Raw genomic sequence first — 21591 nt, forward strand, 5'->3', positions numbered from 1 at the left:
AATTAAAAAGATATTTTAAAATTTGAGAATGAAAATACTTATTTACCTCGAACAATCAAAAATCCTTGAAGAAATGATAAGTCAATTTCAAGTCAATCCAGGATTGGGGGGGACAACTTATACATCTGCAAGATTGGCACTTGAATTACAACAAGAATCTATTAAAAATAATCTAAATTATGAAATAACATTATTTACTAATAATCCCTTAAAAGATAACTTTTTTAGTGTCAAAGTTTTAGGAGAGAAGCAAGCTTTTAAAAAGAAATGGGATATTGTATTATTGACAGGCAATATCATTGAGAAGATTTATAAAAGTAAAATTTTAATTCATTCTAAAAGGAAGTTCATCTGGAGTAGGCATCCTTTTGATAAAAATATGATAAAAGTAGCCAAAAAACTAAAATATGAATTTGTCTCAGTTGGGAAAAATCAATATCTAAGTAATTATCTATTAATAGGCTCTCATAATCATATTGATAATTTATTTTGTTCTAAAAGAATAAGAAAAGCTGCATATTTTAATGAAAATTTCTTTCCAATTAAGGTAAAACAAAGCAAAGGTTTGCTTAGGATTGGATACATGGGAGCCTTAGTTCCTAGTAAAGGATTTCATCTTATTGCAATGCGGTGGAATGAGATTTCATCAACCCTAAAGAAAATTGGTATCAAACCCATCTTGGAAGTTATAGGTGGTTCAGATCTCTATGATTTTGAGAAAGGGCATAAATATATTCCTTGCTCAAATGATTATGGCGACAGAATATATGATCATATAAAAGATGAAATAAACAAGACAATTTTTTTTCACGGGACACTCAAATCAGATAGATATAAAATCATGAAGGATTGTGATATTGCAATATTCAACCCAAGAGGTCATGGCGAAGCATTCCCAGCCACAATACTTGAATGGATGTCTCTTTCAATTCCAGTTATTAGTTGTCTAAATTATGGATGTGCAGATGTAATGACTTATAATAAATTTCTAACAATAAATAATGAAAAAGAAATTGCAAATAAATTATTGGAATTCTCAAAGCTTCAACAGAATGAAATAATGGAACTAAAAAGGTTAAGCTTTATAATATCTAATTATTTTTCCTCAAATCAAGAATCTATTGTTTATCAATGGATATTATTATTTAACCAAAAAAATAAACACATTAATGAATACCTTGACCATAGGATAATAAGAACAACAATTATTAATAGATTTATTTTTGTATTTAAAAATATTATTTATAAAATTTTTCAATATTTTAAATAAATGTGCGGTTTTATAACAACAATATCAATCAAAGAAATATCTAATTCAGATCTTTTAAAAGCCAATGAATATATTTCAAGTAGAGGACCTGACCAAACAAATAGATTATCTTTTAAAAAAGATGGTTTTTATTACCAATCTATTCATAATCTTTTAGATATCTCAAACTCTTTTATTTCACAGCCTATTTTTTCAGATTTAGAAAATCTTTTGCTATTTAATGGAGAAATATATCATCCTAGAAACGAAACTCCTGATACATTAAATTTATATAAAGAATTAAAAAATAATAATTTATCAAGTTTCTTAAAATCTGCCATAGGAGAATATGCAATTTGTACTATTAATATAAGGCAAAAATTAATCAACATCTTTACAGATTTAATAGGAACTAAACCTATATATTTGGGGATAAAAAAAGATTCAATATGCATATCTTCTTATCAATCTGCAATAAAACATTTGTCTTACAAAGAAATTAGGGAGATCCCACCAAATAAAAAAATTAAGATTGAATATATTGATTTTGATAATCTAAAAATCAATTACCAAGATTTTTTTGTTCTTGATCTAAAACAATATAATAATTCATACGATTCTTGGATTAAGGCCTTTATCAATAGTGTAAAAGCAAGATCTTTACATTTTAAATCCAAGATTTGCGTACCTCTTTCAGCAGGTTATGATTCAGGCGCTATTTGTTGTGCTTTGAATAAATTAAGAATTCCTTATTCAACTGTTACTGTCGGTAATTCTGAAAACAAGAAAATTCTCAAAAAAAGAATATCAATAAACAAAAGTTTTTCTTGCATAAAACACTATCAAATACCTCCCTTAAATAAGAAAGAATTAGAAGCAGTTGCTTCATTTTTAAATAGAAAATTAGGTAATATTAAATATTCACACAAAGATACGAAGCAGAAAGAAGCAATTATGTTACACGAAGATAGCGGTGCATTAGGTTTAGCTACACTTTGCAAAGAGATGTCTAGTAAGGGTTTTAATGTAATAATTTCTGGAGGGGGGGCTGATGAAATAATTTCAGATTATGGATTTAATGGTAAAAAAATCTATTCACATTCCGAATTTGGCGGAAAATTCCCAAAAGATCTTAAATCAATTTTCCCTTGGAAGAAATTTTATGGGGATAGTCAAAGAAGTTATTTAAAAAAAGATGAGATGGTTTCAGGTATATATGGGATGGAAGGAAGATATCCTTTCTTAGATTTAAAAGTTATCCAAGAGTTTCTTAATTTAAATTATGATTTAAAAAATGAAAAATATAAATCTTGTATATCTGAATTCTTAGAAAGAGAAAACTATCCTTTTGAAAAAAATGAGAAAGAGGGGTTTAATCCTATGAAGTCTGAAATAAATATTTTTAAGAAGTTATTTATTAAATCTAAAAAATTATTCAAAAGAATTCCACTTATAAATTGATGTTTATTAATAAAGCTAAAAAATTACTCCATGGGAAAAGGGTAGGAAAACAGGGCAGAGTTTTTTTACTTATGACAATGGATGCTTGTCTTATTTTCATTTCTGTTTCAATTGTTTTTTTTATTTTAAGGAATGAAAACCTTTATCCAATTATTCCTGTAAGCAAATGGTTAATACCAACTATTATTTTAATTGGCTTGCCACTTTATATTTTCAGCAATCAATATAAAAGTCTAACAAGATATGTTGGAGCCAACTCATTCTTTTCATTAGCTTTTAGAAATGGAGTTTTACTATTTTTAATATCATTTTTTTCCAATTTTTTTGGATTACCCAGACCATCAATTAGTAGTTGGATTCTTATTTGGTTTACACTTTCCACATTAACAAGCATAACAAGGCTATTAGCCAGAGATCTTTTAGTTAATTTCGATAAATCAAAATTAAAAATAAAGAGAATTGCGATATATGGATCTGGCACTGAAGCCATTCAATTAGCTGCAGCTTTAAAAATATCTAAGACTTATGAAATTATATGTTTCATAGACAATTTAAAATCTTTGCACAATAGAACTATTTGGGATCTACCAATCAAATCAATTAACTATTTAGATAAAAATACAAATATTGAAGAGATTTTTCTTGCTAAGCCAAGCCTTAACAAAGAAACAATAAGAGAAGTTTTTTTAAAAGCAAAAAAGAAGAATATAGGCATTGCTAAAATACCCTCTATTGAAGAAATTACAACGGGGAAAACAAAAATTGATTCTTTGAAACCTATCTCAATAGAAAGTTTGCTTGGAAGAGACGAAATATATGTGAATCTTGAATATGTTAAATACATAATTGAAAACAATTCGATCTGCGTCACAGGAGCAGGAGGTTCAATAGGATCCGAGCTATGTGAGCAAATAATAAGAATAAAGCCCAAAAAAATTATTTTGTTTGAACAAAGTGAAATTAATTTATATAAATTATTAGAAAAATTAAAAGAAAATATTTCGCTAGATACAGAAATAATTCCAATATTAGCGTCAGCTAATAATGTCTCCTTATTAGAAAAAGTTTTAAAAAATGAAAATATTGAAGTTATTTTTCATACAGCAGCTTATAAACATGTCCCATTAGTTGAAAAGAATCCTATCTCAGGGATTGAGAATAATGTTTTAACTACTCTTTCTGTATGCGAGGCAGCTGTTAAAACAAAAGCCAAACAAGTAATATTAGTTTCTACGGATAAGGCGGTAAGACCTAGTAATGTTATGGGTGCATCTAAAAGATTAGCAGAAATAATTTTCCAGGCATTTGCATCTAAAGAATCTAAGTTAGGCAAAGAAGATAAAGATTATATTCCTACTCTATTTTCTATCGTAAGATTCGGTAATGTATTAGCTTCATCAGGATCAGTTGTGCCCCTTTTTAAAAAACAAATTAATAATGGAGGGCCGATTACATTAACACATAGAGATATTGTTAGATATTTCATGACGATCAAAGAGGCTGTAAGACTAATTCTAATAACTACAACAATGACTAAGGGTGGAGATGTATTTTTGTTGGATATGGGAGAGCCAGTAAAAATATTTTCCCTAGCAGAACAAATGATTAAATTAAGTGGTTTAACAATCAAAAACGAAGAAAATCCAGAGGGTGATATTGAAATTGTAGAAACCGGTTTAAGGCCTGGAGAAAAGCTTTTTGAGGAGTTATTAATTAATGCAGAAGCAATAGGTACTGATCATCCACTAATATTTAGAGCTAACGAAAATTATATTGAGTATGAGGAGTTGATCATAAAATTGAAATTATTAGAGAAAGCAATCAATCTAAATAATTTGAAAGAAGTATTAAAAAATCTATCCATTTTAGTTCCAGAATGGAAAGCAAAATTATAGATAATTATTTTATAAAACTATTCTGCAAATTTTTTAAAAAAAACAATTTTTACATTCTTTTTTTTAGAGTAATCATATAAGATAAACAAACTAAAAAGAAAAATAGATATTACTAAATTGGCAGAGAAAATACTTGCATTACCAGCTGTTACAAGAATATTGGAATTTATTTTAGGTAAAATATGTAAAAATAAAAAATATAAACTTGTTAGAAAACTAATTATTGATGATAGAAGGAAAAAAGATCCCAAACTTAATTTGTAAATATATTTGTAAAGGATGTCTCTTAATAAATTGAGACCCCAAAATTTGAGAAGAGGGTAAATCATACTTGAAGATTTCATTGAACTTTTCCATTCTTTACCATAAATTGTATGCATTGGGAATTGATGGATATTAGCTCCGAAATTGCTACAACTTTTTATAATGCTGCATTCAAAAAGATATCTAGACTCAAGTTTCGTTTTGAATTTTTTAGATATTAAATACTTCAATGTGATTTGATTAATTGAAATAAATCCATTAGAAATGTCAGTTAAACCTTTATAAATCAAACTCATTCTAGAAAGTGGCTCTAGCAAAAAAGAACCTAATCTTCTTACAAAGGGTATATTTATGTTATTAATAGGGAAATGGAACCTAGTACCCTTCACAAGAATTAATTCATTTAGGGGCAAATTTAATAAATAAGGTATTAATTCAAGAAGGTATTCTGGTGGATGTTGCCCATCTGAGTCCATCTTTATAAAAAATTGGTTTTCTGATTTCAATGCTTCTTTAAAACCGATCAAAGAAGAAGCTCCCACACCCACATTTTTTATATTATGAATTACATTAAATATTTCCGAATGTGGTATTTCCTTATATGAATTCTCTGGGCAAAAGTCATCAACAATATATACTGAAATGATACAAATATTAGATAATTCAGAAGCAATTTTAATTAATTGTTTGCACAATATCCCTACTTTATTTTTAGCCCTATAACAGGGGATAATAATAGCTACTTTTGATCTCAATTCATCTTGCATATTAAATTATCAAAATTGGTAAAAGCACATAAATAAATATCTTATTATAGTAATAATTAATTGTTCCAATAATATAGATAATAATTAACTCTCAAAAGATATCTTAAGTTAAAATTATTAGCAAATTATTTAAATAATTTTTATTAACTTTAGGAAAACAATAATTTTAGTATTTTAGTTGAGTCTTTTTCAATATTTATAAAAAACATTTGAACAGATAAACAAATTACGAATTTTTGAAATTAATAGTAAAGAATTCTAGAAAATTATTGGTCTAGGACTTTTGGGATGAATTTAATTAAAAACATATAATCTTTATAAATAAAAACGTAAGAAATAATAGCCTAATATATTAGCTATATATACTATCTGGTTTATACAAGCTATGAAGATCAATTGTTTAATAAGGTATTCATCTTGAATAAAATCTGAAATTTTATTTTCCAAGATTTTTTTTTGGTTTTGCTTCTTATATTTTTTATAATCAAATAAATCTAAGCTCAAATTCAAAAAGAGTGGTAAAAGAATTATTAATGGTATAAAATATCTACCCTGAATATCACTCAAAATTAAATCTCTACCCCAATAGATATAAAAGACATAAAATATTCCAATATAAGTTAAAAGAAAAGATCCACTCAAAAAAACAAAAATAAAATCTTTAAATTTAATCTGATAGAAATTTAAATTAAAAGATCTTATTTTTTTAATTAATATTTGAAATAGATAGTTTCTTTTTAAATAAACACAAATAAGAATTAAAAAAAATATATATAAATAGAAAAAAATATAAAATTTATTTGGTAATAATAACCTTGCAATAGGACCATTTCCAAATACACCGTAAATCTCTCTTAACCAACTATCAAACTTGTTTAAATGGGTCAAAAATAATGATTTAATGAATAAATAAATTTCATCAAAATTCTTTAAGTGCTTTGTACTTTCAAATCCTCTTCTATTAATATACATTTCCTTAACTTTAATTGAAGAGAAATTAATCCAATAAATTGTATTTATAAATCCAGTAATATAAAATCCACAAAAAAATAATTTAGAAAATTTGTTTTTTAATTTATTTATAAGACTTAAACCTAACCCAATTGTAATAGGAATATAAACCGATTTAGATGTCATTATAGACAAGCATATTCCAGCTATAGAAGCAAAAAGAATGGTTTTTTTTGAATTAAGTTTTTTTAATTTTAAAAAGCATAGAGAAAAAAGAGCTGAAGAAGCAAATACTAAAGAATCGCCAGAAAGAGAAGTTGAAATAAATGTTACTGTAGGCAATGAATATATTAAAACTATTACTGAGTAGGTAAGTTTATCTAAATAAGTATTTTCAAAATTAATTAATTCTCTTATTAAACAGAAATTAATTATTAACCAGATTATTGCATTTGAAAATCTTAGAGCATAGTAATTAAATAAAAGATTTTGATTTATTGTTTTAAAAAATCTGAATAAATTTGATTGTAAAAAATAATTATTCCCAGAATATGCAGTAACTAACTGGGCCCCTTTCAAATTTTCTGAATAATTATCAAAAAAATAATCTTTTAATTTTAATTTACCTACATCAAACGCCCATGGATTTTTTTGACATTTTAGATTTGCAATACATTCATTTACTAAACTATGATCTGAAAAGCCAATCCCAAGATTTATAGTATTTTGCGGTATATAAAGCTCTTTATTTAATTTAGATTCATCATGAATCCTCTGAAAATGATACATCTCATCTGGTGCATCAAAAATAGTAATAAGAAGAGAGCCCAGAAGTGTTGAAAGACAAATTATAATTATGAAATATTTTTCTATATAAGTAATGATATTTTTTATTACTCGCATAAAAAAATTATGGATTTTTAATTAGTCTGAATACTAAAGTATAGTTTTTTACTATAGTCAAATCTTATAATATTGGAAACGATTTTCAACATGTCATTATCTTTGATTGAATCAGTTATAGCAAGAATGAAATTATAATTATTATTATTATATTTATTTTTAATTCTAATAGATTTAGAGTTATATTTATTAAGATGCGATTCAAATATATCTATATCTAAAGCTATTAAAGAAAAATTATATTTACTTATAACCTTTTTTAAAAATTGATTGTAGTTGTTGGAAACTATAACTATATTAAATCCTAACCTTTTTAATTTATTTAATTTATAAAATAAAGCCTTATTCAAATTATTTTTGTTATTCATTATCATAAATTTATCAATTTTATTTATACCAGATATTGATAAAATAACGTTTGATATACAATATTTCAAATAAGGCTTTGGTGAAAATATGAAAAATGTTTTTATTATAGATATGTTAATTTCTTTTAGAAAAAAATATAGTAATTTATATATAAATTTAATTTTATTATTTTTCATTATATAAATTACCAAATTTAAGTAGCTATCATTTTTAATTAAAGTTTTATCATAATCAACAAAAATAAAACCTTTTTTAATAGACTTCTCACATAATCCATTAATCAAATTATCAAATGTAATATTTATATCTCCTGCTGTATAACTTTTATTAAACATCAAAGATAAATAAACTTATTTTCATTATAATTCAAAGAAAATATACTACAATTTTGACCTCAAATAAATCATTTTCAAGATGTTGGATTTGTAGTGGAAACAATATATATAAGATAAAAAATACAGATATCAATTTTGATTATCTAAATATGGAAGACTTTCAAATTACAAATTCACAATATGGTAAAACTCTTGATTTATATAGATGTAAAAATTGTAATTTCATACAAGCTGCTAAAGCAAGAGATCTTACAAAATATTATGAAAAGATGATTGATGAAGAATATGAAGAAACTAGGAAAGAAAGATTTTTGCAAGAAGATTATATTATCAAAAAATTCATCCCCTACAACAAATCTGGAAAAAAACTTTTGGATGTAGGATGTGGTTCAGGTATTCTTTTAGAAGCAAGTAAAAAGTATCGATTTCAATCAATTGGTATTGAACCTTCAAAATGGTTATTCAAAAAAGCTATTAAAAGAGGCTTAGATGTAAGGTGTGGAGTCTTAGAAGATATTCCAAATTCACAAAAATTTGATGTTATTACCTTGGCTGATGTTATTGAGCATGTTACAAACCCTATGGAAATATTACAGCAGATAAAATCAAGATTAACTCCAGAAGGAATAGGTGTGATAGTTACACCAAATGTAGATTCTTTAATCGCAAAAATACTTAGATGGAAATGGTGGCATTATCGAGTAGCACATGTAGGTTACTTTTCAAAAAAGACAATCAAACTTGCACTTGAAGATTCTGGTTATCAGGTACTAAGTATTAAAAATACAAGATGGTTTTTTAGTTTTAATTATCTTGTTAAAAGAATATCTACCTACTTACCCAAATTCATGAGGATTAACAATATACCAATAATTGGCAAGAAGTTAATTAAACTTAATTTAGGTGATTCGATTATAGTAATATTTAGAAAAGAAAATAATTAAAGAGGTAAAAATCCTTTCGCAAAAAGTTCTCTCAAGATCGGAATTTCAATTTTAAAAAGAATAGGACTAAAGATAATAAAAGCACCAATTGATAATGAGATTAACTTATCAGAAAATATAAAATTAGGATTGTTTATAATTTTATCCTTATTAGAAAAAGATATTCTTAAATATTGTGCCATTGCCAAAATAATCAATGGAATTAAAAGACAAAATTCGATTTTATAAATTGAGAAAAATATAGTAATAGAAGAAATAGCTCCTAAGCAAAGAATAAATGAAAGAAGAATTAATTTATTTTCTGTATATCTAATTAAGGAAGGACGATATTTCTTCATTTCTTTTTTTGAACCCTGCCATGTATGAATTTCGTTTATTCTTTTGCAATTCATTAAAAAATATCCACTTAACCAAACACCTAAAATTAATGTTAATGGCGGATAGGCATAAGAAACTGCTAACCAACCCGTCATAAATCTAAGAGGATTATTTATAGATTCAGAAAATACATCCAAAAACACTTTATCTTTAAATCTGAAAGGCAATTGATTATATAAAATCCCATTTATCAATATGCAAAATACAATAATTTTTATTATGAGAATAACCTCATACTTAAATAAAATAGATATTACTAATGTTAATAGACAAAAATATGTTGCAAAAACATCAATAAATTGCAATTTACCTAATGGAATAGGCCTCTTCTTTTTTACTGGATGAAATGAGTCTGGTATACGATCGCACCATTCATTTAAAACATAATTTGCTGAACTAGCCAAAACTATACTCAAGAGGATTAAGAAAAAATTTATATAATTTATTTCAGTATTAGGAGCAAAACAAAAACCTAAAAAGGTTCCAAAAAAGAAAAAAATTTGTTTTATTAAATAATCAGGCCTGCAAATTTTATATATATAAATAAGCTTGTTTTTATTATTTGACATACTCATTAATAATTTTGATAATATCATAAATTTAGAAATATGATTAAGTAGTAGATTTTTTTTAAAATTTATTTTATAAGATTTTTTTATTATACTTTTTGTAAAATTTTAAAATTTTTAGGTAAAAATTGAACAAAAATTAAAAAAGGTAATAAAGGGTATAGATATCTCATATGTGCTGTCCCATAAAGAGTTGGTAATAATATTGAGAAAGGGAATAACAATATAAGTTTCCTTATTTGAAAATTTTTAAAAATATAAATTAAAAGCCTTATTAAAAGAAAAGAATGAAAAAATAAAAATGAAATTGTTGTTAATAAATTAATCAAACTATTTGCAGCATATTCAGAAGGCAAGTTCAAGCAATATATAGCTATTGCTTCTCTAGCTCCTAAATTTAAAATCATATGGATGATCGGAGTAAAAATAAAACTTAATGGCTTACTTATAGTTGGACTTAAAGTGCCCTGTAGAAATTTGTCTATGTTTTCTAATGAATAACAACCGAAATTTTGAGATATATATTCAACACCATAAAAAACTTGAGAGGAAGTAATAAATATTGTAATTAGAAATAAAGTAAATATCCCTAGTAATTTAAGTTTCTTGAAATCTCTCTTCAATAAAAAAATTAAGAAAAATTGAATCCATAATAAAGGTATTAGTGCATTCCTAAATAGAGTACTAAATACGTTTAAAATAATTGATAAATCTAAAGTATATTTATTAGAATAAAAAATCCATAATGCATAAATTGAAACACCCATAGTTGCAAAAATATTTGAATCTAATTTCAAAGAATATAAAGATAGGTAAGGATGTAGAGACAATATGAGAATAAAAAAAATAGAATTCTTCTTAGAAAGAACTTTTATACATAAAAATATAAAAGGAGTAATTGTAATAAATGAGATTATGAAAGATATAAAGAAAAATTTTAAAGTTAATAAAGTTTCTGAGTTATAACCAATTATCCTTACTAAAAAGCTATAAAAAAAATTTGATGAAAAAATATTTAGATCACTTTTACTATAAACTTCTAAATCAGTAAAAGAAAAGATCCTATTATCGTATATTGAAAGAAATTTATAAACCAGTAAAGAACTTAATGACCTAAAGATCACAAATAAACTTGATAATATGAAAAACTCTTTTAAGAATTCATTCTTTGATCTGATTATCATAAATAACTTAAGCTTTTTTTATATTAGTGTTTAAATTATATTATTTTCTAAAAACTAGATTTTTTTGACTGACATAAGAGAAAAATGCGAGAAAAGGAATAGCAATTAAAACCGAGAATAGATACGAAAAACCTAAATTACTTAAAGTTTTTATTAAAAACCATTGTAAAATCCAACTAACTATTACTAGGAGAATGTACTTAATAGGATTACCTTTTGTTTTGAAGACTCCATATTTATTAGCTAAATAACCCAAATAAGCATGCAAAATCCGACTAATAAAAGTTGATATTCCCAGAGGTAGTAGATAAAGCATTAACAAAAGTGACCCATTACTTAAGATAGTTATCAAGCCACCTAATATTACAAATTTAATAAAAGAGTTGGATTTTAGAATTTTTAAATTATTCATATTTATTATTAGAAACCAATGAAAAATAATTTTAATTTATATGAGATTCATAGTGTATGTCAGAAAATATCTAAATCAGCCATATTTATTTTCCATTTATTTATATCAAATACTTCAGAAGAAGATTCAGCCTTTGTAATTATAAATAACTCTAATGGAGTTGGTAACAAAAATTTGGGTATTCTGGGAAATAAAAAATTTGATAAGGGACTTTTTTTTTGTATTGTTCTTAAAAAAAGAAGTAAATCGCACTTTAACTTAATAGTTGAACATATTAAACGTAATAAAATTGTTAATTCTATTAAAAAATTCTTTTTAATAAGAACAATTTCCATTATGACTAATACTTCAAAACCATATTTCTCTGTTTTTCTATAAGCAAAATAACCTATTAGTTTATTATCTAGGAATATGTACTCTATGAAATAGTTTATTGAACTATTTGAATTATATCTCCATTTAATCCATTCTTTACTTCTTTCTCCCTGAATAAGATTATCTTGATAATAAGTTTTTATCATTTTTTCGTATTCATCATTTTCAACATCTTTCTTAGAAAATTTTATTTTTGAAATGTGTTGGATTTTTTTATTTAAAAATGAGATGAAATTATAAGAAAAAGTACTGAGAAAATCTAGATTTATAAAATCTAATTTTTTATCTATTATTGAACTAATTATTGGAATTAATCTTAGCTCAAGTGATCCAATAGGATTAAGATTTAATATCTTTTTATAAATATTTATAGAAATTTCATTTGGCATCATAATGCTTAAATTTGATTCAGGAATATCTTTTCTTATAAAAAATTGACTTGTTAGTTTTAAAAAATTCTCCAATTTCCTATTATTTTTATCTATAAGCAAATCGCAGAGATTTGCTCCCTTAATAATCTTTTTTTTAAAAAAAAAGTTTTTCTTTTGATAGCTAATTCTTGCAATCAATTTATCCTCGCAATATCCATTGATTCCAAAAGATAAACCTCTAGGGTTTTGCAAATATTTCCATTCCAAATGATTCTCTTGAGATATAGGATTTTTTTTGGGATATTCCGTCTGACTTAATAAAATATATTTTTTTATTATTTGGGTATTTATTAATTCTTTAAAAACAATAAATTCTGCTTCTCTCATATTATTCTAATATTTACAAATAATAGGTTTTTTTATTCCTAAATTATTATTACATGCTAAAGAAATATACCAATGCTCATAATTAATAAAAAACGATTTTAGATTAACTCCCTCATACTTATTCTCTAATATATTAGTTCCTAATATAAAATTCCATTTTGAAAGATCATTGAAAATACTTCCTTTTTGCCACTTGATTGCAGCTTCTTTTCTTACCCAAAGTTTTAAAACCTCTGAATTAATTTCATTATCATTTAAATCCTTAAGTGTTTTTTTTTCGTTACTCGAAAAAAATCCATTTAGTATTTTTTTAGATTCGAATCGCCTATCTGATCTTTCTATATCTACGCCAATATTCTGCATTGACCAACCTATTAGTAAGACATCTTTACAATGACTAAAACTTACATAACCCATCTCAGAAGGTAATTCAGGAGGTAATCCAGGAGGTGATTTTAATGGTATTTCTAGAGCGGGTATTTCTAAAATATGAGATAAAGCTTCGCGAACATATCCTCTTGAATGTTCATATTGTTTAGCTCTATTTTTAGAAAGTTTTTTTATCCATTTTTTTTCCTGTAAAGCTATAGGTTTTAGACAACAATGATTTGGTACAAGGAAAAGTGCAATAATATTTTTTTTCATTTATTAAATCTATATTAATTTGAAAATTTCTTTGGTGAGTTAATCATCAATCCTGATATAAAAAAATTTTTATGATTATAAAATGTCATTTTATAAGATAATTATTATTTTCCTCCATTTAATTTAAGTATTTCACCATTATAAAAATCTGATTTTTGTATAAATTTTATAGCATGAATTATGTCATCTGTTACTCCTAGTCTTCTTGAAGATGTATTAGAGATAATATTTTTTATTTTTTCTTTATTGAAATTTTCTATTAGTCCTTTTTCAAAGTAACCTAATTCAATTATATTTGAAGTAATTCCAAACCTACCATATTCTTTAGAAAGGGTTTTACTATAACCTATAAGAGCTGACTTGCTTGCAGCATAAATCCCAGCTCCTTTAGCTCCTTCATTTCCCACAATAGAAGAAAAGTGTATTATCCTACCCCATTTTTGATTCAGCATGATTGGGAGAAGTCCTTGTAATAAATATAGGTTTGAAATCAAATTCAATTCGAATGTCTCTCTTACTTTTTCTATAGGATAGTTGGCTAGTAAACCATCAAAACTTTGTACAGCAAGATTTAAAACTGTTATTTCATCGAAAGTTTTTCCATATTTACTAATTAATTGATCTATCTCATTATGATTAAGAAGATTAACATTTACGCAAATACCTCTAGCATTATTTTCTATTTTCTTTCTATTACTAATAGCTATTACATCATTTTTTATTGAGAGTTTCTTGAAAAGTTCGAACCCAATTCCACCTGAAGCACCTGTTATAAGAAGCATATAATTACCACCTAATAATTGTTGATCCTAATGAATATCCAACTCCAAAACCTATAATTAAAACCTTGTTACCCGGTATTAATTTTTTTTCTAAAAAGGCATCCTTCAATGCAATAGGAATTGAACAAGAAACGGTATTACCTTTTTTATCTAAATTAGAATATGTTTTATGTTTTTCTATCCCAATTTTTTCACACAATAAATCTAATACCAATTTACTTGCTTGATGAAATACAAAAAGATCAATATCTTTTAGGTTTAAACCATTATTGTTTAAAGTTTTTTCTAAAAGTATAGGTACTTGACTAAGCGTAAATAACAAAATTGCAGGGCCATTCATAAAAAGTTCTTGTTTATTACGCTCCAAATTATCTCTTGCACCGCTTCCTTCAACAATTAATTCTTTAGCTCCTTTTCCATCACATCCAAATGTAAAATTACCTATAGAAGATGAACTATTATTTTTTTCTAAAAGACAAGCTGATGATGCATCGCTAAAAATCATTTTATTTGTTCGGTCATTTTTATTGATGAACTTAGAATAAGTTTCTGCACAGAGGATTAGACAATTATTAATAGCTTTAGATTGCAATAATGAAGAGGCAACTGCGAGTGAATTTACAAATCCGGAACAACCTAGGTTTATATCTAAAGCAAGGATATCATTACTCATGCAAAGCTTCTCCTGCAAAATACAAGAAGAAGGGGGTAAAGCATAATCTGGAGTTTGAGAAATAAATAATAATGCATCTATTTCTTGAGGCTTTAAATCGAATTCTTTAAATAAATTCTTACATGCCATAAATCCTAAATCCAGGCTCGTCTCATCTTTATTAGCAATATATCTTTGGAAAATACCAGTTTTTTCTTGAACTTTCTCAATATCCCAATCAGGATGTAAAGATCTTAGTTGATCATTAGTTTGAACATTTTTGGGTAAGTAATAACTTATTTTCCGTATACTTAAGCCTTTGCTCATAGAATTTTAATCTTTAAATAAATTATTTGATTTTAATACTTCTTTAATGGAGGATATGCTGGTAGCTTTAGATAATTCCTTTATATTGGAACATTTTCCATCTAATACTTGATCTAATTTCACAAGGATAGATAAATGCCCAAGAGAATCCCATAAAGAATACCAATCTTCATCTCCACTAATTATGGTACCTTTTTTTAATTCTAAAGCTTTTTCAATTATTTCTATAAGTTCTTTTTCTTCTAACATGAAATTACTTAGCAGAGTATATATCAGTCCAACATATCAATTGACCAAACTTTTGACAATAGTCAATGTAACCCTCTTTTTTGAGTTTTTCTAAATTTTCAAAGTTTCTACTTAAATCCTCTGGAAGAAACCACTCATTGTGTGAAATTTTTTTGATATCTTTGAAATTATTTTCTGCTATTTCAATAATTTTCTTTGTATTTGATAGAGATATTACTGGAAAGAATATTTTTCCATTTTTATTTAAAAATTTTCTTGATCGATTTAGTACTTTTTCGATATTTGATGTCCCATCAATACCTGCATCGCAAGGAACATTTTCAAACCAGTCGGAAAGTTTAGCAACTTCCTCAGAAATTCCAGAAATATCGTCAACTATGACGTCAAATTTATATCCATTCCAATTAGAAAAGATATTTGATTTGATTGCTTCACCTTCACAATTGTTTAATTTAATATTTAATTTTGCAACCTTTACCGCATCATTAGAAATATCAGAACAATAAATTTTATTGGCTTTATTCAGTTTTGATAAAGATATGCCTACAATTCCATTGCCACAGCCTAAATCCAACAATTTATCAACTTTACTTATACTAGAAGCAACCGCTGATATTAGAAAATCTGAAGTTGCTGTAGGAGCAAAAACATTATCATTTGTATTTAATAAGATTTTTATGTTTTCATTACATTTAGGTATATATTCGATTTCTTTATAAGGCATTTAATTATTAGATTGAAGAATATAATTTTATAAGGTAAACATTAATTCAAATCAAACAAATTAGAAATTTTAACTTAATATTGAATATATTCTAACCAAGAAGATTTTTTAAGACCTCGATAAGTTTGATATAAAGGCCTTTTGGGAATCATTCTTAAAATATATTCAAGGGATAAATTATCTGCAACAATCATAAAATTAAGGTCTCTTAGAATATAAGCAATAAATAAAGAAGGCAATAGAAGTAACCATGAAAAATATTGACTTTTGTAAGCAACTAAAATCGTTTTAATAAATCTTGAAAAACCTTTTAATGTAAAACTAAAGAAATATCTATGATCAATAAATAAACCTTTAGGAATGCCACATCTAAATAAATTAGGAAAAATACTCATGCTTCTGTAAGTGGAATAAAGAAGTATTTTTGAATTAAAATTTTTAGTTTCTTTACATTTTAATAAAGCAGCCGTTACTGTATCGTGATCTTGATGACCGCCTTCTATAAGAGGTGAAAGAATTAAATCATAATCAAACAAGATTGTTAAAAAATATTTCTTTAAGCTCACAAAATCAATATGATATAAGGAATCAATAAATTTAATATCTTTTGGTAAAGTAATAAAATTTAGCTTATTGATCTTTGATGAAATCGAAGTCTCTTTTTGCCTTAATTTATCAGATCCTATTAATAATAGATCTATTTCTTTGAAACAATTTTCGAGTGAATAAATTAATCCAAAAGTAAATAATTCATCATCAGCATGTGGACAAATAATTAAGGTTCTTTCAAAAGATTTTTTCACTAAAAATATTTCATTTATTTTATAATAAATTATTATATCTAAAAAAAAATATTCAACTTATAGTAATTTTTTAAATTTCTAAGAATCTCAATCTGCAAATATAGAAATATTTAAATAATAAATTAATTTATAAATTTTTTCTTTATTATTTAGAAAATATTCTCCAAAAAATATGTATTATGCTACCAGCAAAGTAAAATAGAAAAAGTATTAAAGCTTTAAGTGGAGACTATTAATTTAAAGACTAACAAAAGTAATTTTTTAAGCGGAGTTTTATTAATACGTCCAGATATTTATTCTGATAAAAGAGGTTTCTTTTATGAAAGTTGGAATTCAGTCTCTTTTAATAAAAAAGTTAAAATTACAAATTTTTGCCAAGATAATCATTCACAATCAAAAAGAGGGGTTTTAAGAGGTATTCATTATCAACTCAATCCTTACGCACAAGGAAAGCTAATTAGATGCACAAATGGAGAGATATTTGATGTAGCTGTTGACTTAAGAAAAGATTCTATGACATATAAGGAATGGGTAGGCATTGAATTAAGTGCAAAAAATAAATATTTATTATGGATTCCAGAAGGTTTTGGACATGGTTTTTTAACTCTTAGTAATTCCGCTGATGTACAGTATAAAGTAAATAATAAATGGGACAAAGATAGCGAAAAGTCTATTATATGGAATGATTCTGAATTAAATATTGATTGGCCAATAAATAAATTAGACAAAGATCAACTAATAATTTCTGAAAAAGACTCTAATGGTTTAACCATTAACCAAGCAGAAAAACTAAACTTTATTTTTTAATGAAAGTTTTAATCACTGGTTCAAAAGGACAACTTGGAAGGGCTTTAATTAAATTGAAACCCAAAAATATAAAAATATATGCAATGGAAAGAACTAATTTTGATATGTTAGATATTCCATCTTGCTTGAAAGTTATAAAGTCAATAAAACCTGATTGGATAATTAATTGTGGTGCTTATACAAATGTTGATTTAGCCGAGTCACAAGAAGAAGCTGCTATGAATGTTAATTTTCATGCCCCTAAAGCATTTGCACAAGAAATCAAAAAATTAGGTGGAAGATTTCTCCAAATTAGTACTGATTATGTTTTTAGTGGCCTAAATAGGAATAAACCTTACTCAACTTCTGAAAAAAGATCTCCATTAGGCATATATGGTCTTTCAAAAGCAAACGCTGAAGAAGCAATTGAAAATATTTTCGAGGGGACTAATCAAGGAATAATATTAAGAACTAGTTGGCTAATGGGCCCATTTGGAAATAATTTTTTACTTACAATACTCAATCTCCATTTAAAAAAGAAAGAAATTAAAGTTGTCAATGATCAGATCGGTTCACCTACAAGTGTTTTCAGTCTTGCAGAAGTTTGTTGGAAAATTATAAAAATAAAAGATTATTCAATCATAAAAAATAAGACTAAAAACGGAATTTTGCATTGGCATGATGATGGAGAAGCAAGCTGGTATGAAGTTGCAAAAATAATTAGCAATGTGGGTCAAAAAATTGGGTTAATAAATAACAGAACAGAAATAATTCCTATCAAAACATCCGATTTTACTTCTTCAGCTAAAAGGCCTTTTTATTCCGTTCTAGAATGTAATTCAACAAAAAGTTTACTAAATCATGAAAATATGAATTGGAAATATGAGCTAGAAAGAAATCTTGAACAAATTTATCTTAATAAAAGTAATAGATATTCCTTTAATCCTAAGCATAAATAAAATATTAAATATTGAAAAAAAATAATATTAATAACTTTGGGCTCGATTCATAATTAGAAGCCTTTATAAGAAGACTTCTTAAAGATGGGAATTTTTATGGGCAAGTTTTAATATAGACTTAAAAAAAATTATCTCCTAATAGTAAATCACAAAAATACTTAATCTAATGATTTTTAATTAAAAAAATTGGAATATAGTTTTTATTTTCGTGAATAATCTAGAAATTTAATTTCAAAAATATTAAAATTAATTTAAACAAATATGGCAAAACTTTAATAAATGTCAAATAATAAGAAAAAAGCTTTAATTACAGGAATAACAGGGCAAGACGGCAGTTATCTAGCTGAGTTACTTTTAGAAAAGGGTTATATTGTTCATGGAATAAAGAGGAGATCAAGCTCATTTAATACCTCAAGAATAGATAAGTTATACCAAGACCCTCATGAAAAGAATCAAAGCTTTTTTCTCCACTATGGAGATTTAATTGATAGCACTAACATTTTAAAAATCATAGATCAAGTCCAACCTGATGAGATCTATAATTTAGGGGCGCAAAGTCATGTGGCTGTTAGTTTCGAAACCCCCGAATATACTGCTAATTGTGATGCACTGGGTATTTTAAGAATTCTTGAGGCAGTAAGGATACTAAACCTAACAAAAAAAACAAAAATTTATCAAGCAAGTACTAGTGAATTATATGGCCTAATACAAGAATCCCCACAAAAAGAAACCACACCTTTTTATCCTAGAAGTCCCTATGCTGTTGCCAAACTTTATGCTTATTGGATAGTTATTAACTATAGAGAAGCCTATAATATTTTTGCTTGTAATGGAATACTTTTTAACCATGAAAGTCCAAGAAGAGGAGAAACATTTGTTACGAGAAAAATTACTAGAGGTTTAACTAGAATTCATTATGGACTAGAAAATACTATTTATATGGGGAACCTTAATTCAAAAAGAGATTGGGGGCATGCTAAAGACTATGTTTATATGCAATGGTTGATGCTACAACAAGAAATTCCTGAAGACTTTGTAATTTCTACCGGTAAGATGTATACAGTCAGGGAATTTATAGAATTTTGTGCTTTAGAATTAGGGTGGAACAAAACACAAGGTGCTGGAATTATATGGGAAGGCAATGGTATGGATGAAGTCGGGATAAGGGCTGATACAGGCAAAATTGTTGTGAGAGTTGATCCAAGATATTTCAGACCTACTGAGGTTGAGGAACTCTTAGGGGATTCATCCAAGGCAAAAAACAAACTTAACTGGGAACCCAAAATATCAATAAAAGAACTTATTTCCGAGATGATCACTGAAGATTCCAAAGAATCACAAAAAGAATCAATACTCAAAAAAGAAGGCTTCTCTTTCTATTCCTCTAAAGAATAAAGAATTCTAAAGATTATGCGCAAAATAATACCAATTATTCTTGCAGGTGGAACTGGCTCCAGATTATGGCCTTTATCCAGAGAAAGTTATCCAAAGCAATTCTTAAACCTTACAGATGATGAGAACTACTCATTAATACAAAAAACTTATAAAAGAATCGAGAATATAGAAAACATTACAAACCCAATCATTATTTGTAATGAGGAGCACCGATTTATAGTTGGTGATCAAATGAACAGAATAAATACGAAACCTCTTTCGATAATATTAGAACCTGAAGGAAGAAATACTGCTCCAGCAATTGCCGTTGCCTCTCTCAAAGCACTACAAGAATATAAAGATCCTATTCTCTTAATTCTCTCCTCAGATCATGAAATAAGAAATGTACCAGAATTTACTAAATCAATAAAAAATAGTATCAAAATAGCGGAAGAAGGTAAATTAGTGATTTTTGGCATAATTCCAACATATCCCTCGACTGGTTATGGATATATAAAATCTTCCAATAAAGAAAATCAAAACAAATATATCACTAGCAATGTAGAAAAGTTTATAGAAAAACCAGACCTAAAAACTGCCCAAAAACTTTTTCAAGATAAACATTACACTTGGAATAGTGGAATGTTTGTTTTCAAAGCATCCTCAATATTAAATGAATTAAAAGTTTTCGCTCCAGAAATAATTAAGAATTGCGAAAAATGTCTTATTAAAAGTCTAAAGGATCTAGATTTTCTAAGACTAGATAAAAAGTCTTTCACTAATTGCCCAAATATCTCAATTGATTATGCTGTTTTTGAAAAAACAAAAAAAGCTTTTGTCCTGCCACTTAATTGTGGATGGAACGATATTGGGACTTGGGAGTCTTTATGGAAAATTTCAAGAAAAGATTCTGAAGGGAATGCTATTAAAGGTAAAGTTTTAGTAAAAGATACAAAAAACTCCTTAATAAGAAGTGAAGAAAAATTAGTAGTTAGTATTGGATTAGATAACATAATCATAATCGAGACCAAAGATGCAGTATTGGTTGCAGATAAAAATAAGTCTCAAAAAGTGAAAGATATAGTAAATTCATTAAATGAGAAAGGTTTAATTGAAGGGCGGCAACACAAGATCGTATTTCGGCCCTGGGGCTACTATTTATCTATAGAAAAAGATAGCACGTGGCAAATAAAGAAAATTGAAGTTAACCCTGGAGCTTCTTTATCACTTCAGATGCATAAATATAGATCTGAGCACTGGATTGTAGTAAAAGGGAAAGCAATGGTAGAAGTTGATAAAAAAGAATATTTTTTATCTAAAAATGAAAGTACTTATATTCCACTAGGTTCGAAACATAGACTTTCTAATCCAGGCATTACCCCTCTTATACTGTTAGAAGTTCAAAGTGGAGATTATTTAGGTGAAGATGATATCGTTAGGTTTGCAGACAATTATGGTCGAAATTAATGAGTTTTT

The 21591-nt window shown here is 26.2% G+C and carries 21 protein-coding genes; 8 read left to right on the forward strand and 13 right to left on the reverse strand.

The genetic code is table 11. The features are described from left to right. The first annotated feature begins 28 nt into the window (after positions 1-28). Genes SOI86_RS03825 through SOI86_RS03835 form a run of 3 tightly spaced genes read left to right on the forward strand, consistent with a single transcriptional unit; the run spans position 29 to position 4605 of the window. Positions 29-1270: a glycosyltransferase gene (locus SOI86_RS03825; RefSeq protein ID WP_320682272.1), complete on the forward strand. Its 1242-nt coding sequence runs from the start codon at positions 29-31 to the stop codon at positions 1268-1270. Then, entirely contained in the window at positions 1271-2710 is a 1440-nt protein-coding gene (locus tag SOI86_RS03830) for a hypothetical protein (protein ID WP_320682273.1), read from the forward strand. Then, complete coding sequence (locus SOI86_RS03835) at positions 2710-4605, forward strand: nucleoside-diphosphate sugar epimerase/dehydratase (RefSeq protein ID WP_320682274.1); 1896 nt, start codon at positions 2710-2712, stop codon at positions 4603-4605. Before SOI86_RS03830 ends, SOI86_RS03835 begins: the two co-directional genes overlap by 1 nt. 17 nt (positions 4606-4622) lie before the next feature. On the opposite strand, the gene SOI86_RS03840 is transcribed toward SOI86_RS03835, so the two are convergent. From SOI86_RS03840 to SOI86_RS03850, 3 genes are all read right to left on the reverse strand, one after another. After that, positions 4623-5636, reverse strand: coding sequence for a glycosyltransferase family 2 protein (locus tag SOI86_RS03840; RefSeq protein ID WP_320682275.1), 1014 nt, complete (start codon positions 5634-5636; stop codon positions 4623-4625). Between the two features lie 315 nt (positions 5637-5951). Next, positions 5952-7490 (reverse strand): DUF2142 domain-containing protein, encoded by a 1539-nt coding sequence (locus SOI86_RS03845; RefSeq protein WP_320682276.1) that lies wholly within the window; start codon positions 7488-7490, stop codon positions 5952-5954. Between the two features lie 17 nt (positions 7491-7507). After that, entirely contained in the window at positions 7508-8035 is a 528-nt protein-coding gene (locus SOI86_RS03850; RefSeq protein WP_320682277.1) for a hypothetical protein, read from the reverse strand. A gap of 308 nt (positions 8036-8343) precedes the next feature. On the opposite strand from SOI86_RS03850, the gene SOI86_RS03855 reads away from it, so the two are divergent. Beyond that, positions 8344-9138, forward strand: coding sequence for a class I SAM-dependent methyltransferase (locus tag SOI86_RS03855; protein ID WP_320682278.1), 795 nt, complete (start codon positions 8344-8346; stop codon positions 9136-9138). On the opposite strand, the gene SOI86_RS03860 is transcribed toward SOI86_RS03855, so the two are convergent. From SOI86_RS03860 to SOI86_RS03905, 10 genes are all read right to left on the reverse strand, one after another. Further along, positions 9135-10112, reverse strand: a complete 978-nt coding sequence (locus SOI86_RS03860) for a UbiA family prenyltransferase (RefSeq protein ID WP_320682279.1) — start codon at positions 10110-10112, stop codon at positions 9135-9137. The genes SOI86_RS03855 and SOI86_RS03860 overlap by 4 nt on opposite strands. 62 nt (positions 10113-10174) lie before the next feature. After that, a complete protein-coding gene (locus tag SOI86_RS03865) occupies positions 10175-10882 on the reverse strand; it encodes a hypothetical protein (protein WP_320682280.1) in 708 nt (235 codons plus the stop codon). A gap of 427 nt (positions 10883-11309) precedes the next feature. Next, a complete protein-coding gene (locus SOI86_RS03870) occupies positions 11310-11681 on the reverse strand; it encodes a GtrA family protein (RefSeq protein WP_320682281.1) in 372 nt (123 codons plus the stop codon). A 59-nt stretch (positions 11682-11740) separates the two neighbouring features. Further along, complete coding sequence (locus SOI86_RS03875) at positions 11741-12814, reverse strand: hypothetical protein (RefSeq protein ID WP_320682282.1); 1074 nt, start codon at positions 12812-12814, stop codon at positions 11741-11743. Between the two features lie 6 nt (positions 12815-12820). Then, the gene (locus SOI86_RS03880; protein ID WP_320682283.1) at positions 12821-13459 is read right to left on the reverse strand and encodes a 4'-phosphopantetheinyl transferase family protein; all 639 of its coding nucleotides are present in this window, start codon (positions 13457-13459) and stop codon (positions 12821-12823) included. 104 nt (positions 13460-13563) lie between these two features. Next, complete coding sequence (locus tag SOI86_RS03885) at positions 13564-14241, reverse strand: SDR family oxidoreductase (RefSeq protein ID WP_320682284.1); 678 nt, start codon at positions 14239-14241, stop codon at positions 13564-13566. 4 nt (positions 14242-14245) lie between these two features. Beyond that, entirely contained in the window at positions 14246-15220 is a 975-nt protein-coding gene (locus SOI86_RS03890) for a ketoacyl-ACP synthase III (protein ID WP_320682285.1), read from the reverse strand. Positions 15221-15226: 6 nt separating this feature from the next. Further along, positions 15227-15469: a hypothetical protein gene (locus SOI86_RS03895; protein WP_320682286.1), complete on the reverse strand. Its 243-nt coding sequence runs from the start codon at positions 15467-15469 to the stop codon at positions 15227-15229. Between the two features lie 4 nt (positions 15470-15473). After that, positions 15474-16193: a methyltransferase gene (locus SOI86_RS03900; RefSeq protein WP_320682287.1), complete on the reverse strand. Its 720-nt coding sequence runs from the start codon at positions 16191-16193 to the stop codon at positions 15474-15476. Between the two features lie 74 nt (positions 16194-16267). Then, complete coding sequence (locus SOI86_RS03905; protein WP_320682288.1) at positions 16268-16996, reverse strand: hypothetical protein; 729 nt, start codon at positions 16994-16996, stop codon at positions 16268-16270. Between the two features lie 222 nt (positions 16997-17218). On the opposite strand from SOI86_RS03905, the gene rfbC reads away from it, so the two are divergent. The 4 genes from rfbC to SOI86_RS03925 all read left to right on the forward strand — a co-directional run bounded on the left by rfbC (position 17219) and on the right by SOI86_RS03925 (position 21582). Further along, positions 17219-17803: a dTDP-4-dehydrorhamnose 3,5-epimerase gene (gene rfbC / locus SOI86_RS03910; RefSeq protein ID WP_320682289.1), complete on the forward strand. Its 585-nt coding sequence runs from the start codon at positions 17219-17221 to the stop codon at positions 17801-17803. Further along, a complete protein-coding gene (gene rfbD / locus SOI86_RS03915) occupies positions 17803-18741 on the forward strand; it encodes a dTDP-4-dehydrorhamnose reductase (RefSeq protein WP_320682290.1) in 939 nt (312 codons plus the stop codon). The genes rfbC and rfbD overlap by 1 nt, the downstream gene beginning before the upstream one ends. 279 nt (positions 18742-19020) lie before the next feature. After that, positions 19021-20136 (forward strand): GDP-mannose 4,6-dehydratase, encoded by a 1116-nt coding sequence (gene gmd / locus SOI86_RS03920; RefSeq protein ID WP_320682291.1) that lies wholly within the window; start codon positions 19021-19023, stop codon positions 20134-20136. A gap of 15 nt (positions 20137-20151) precedes the next feature. Beyond that, positions 20152-21582 carry a mannose-1-phosphate guanylyltransferase/mannose-6-phosphate isomerase gene (locus SOI86_RS03925; protein WP_320682292.1) on the forward strand — a complete coding sequence of 477 codons (1431 nt, stop codon included), beginning with the start codon at positions 20152-20154 and terminating at the stop codon, positions 21580-21582. Positions 21583-21591 lie beyond the last annotated feature (9 nt).

Source organism: Prochlorococcus sp. MIT 1314 (assembly GCF_034093315.1).
GTDB lineage: Bacteria > Cyanobacteriota > Cyanobacteriia > PCC-6307 > Cyanobiaceae > Prochlorococcus_A > Prochlorococcus_A marinus_Y.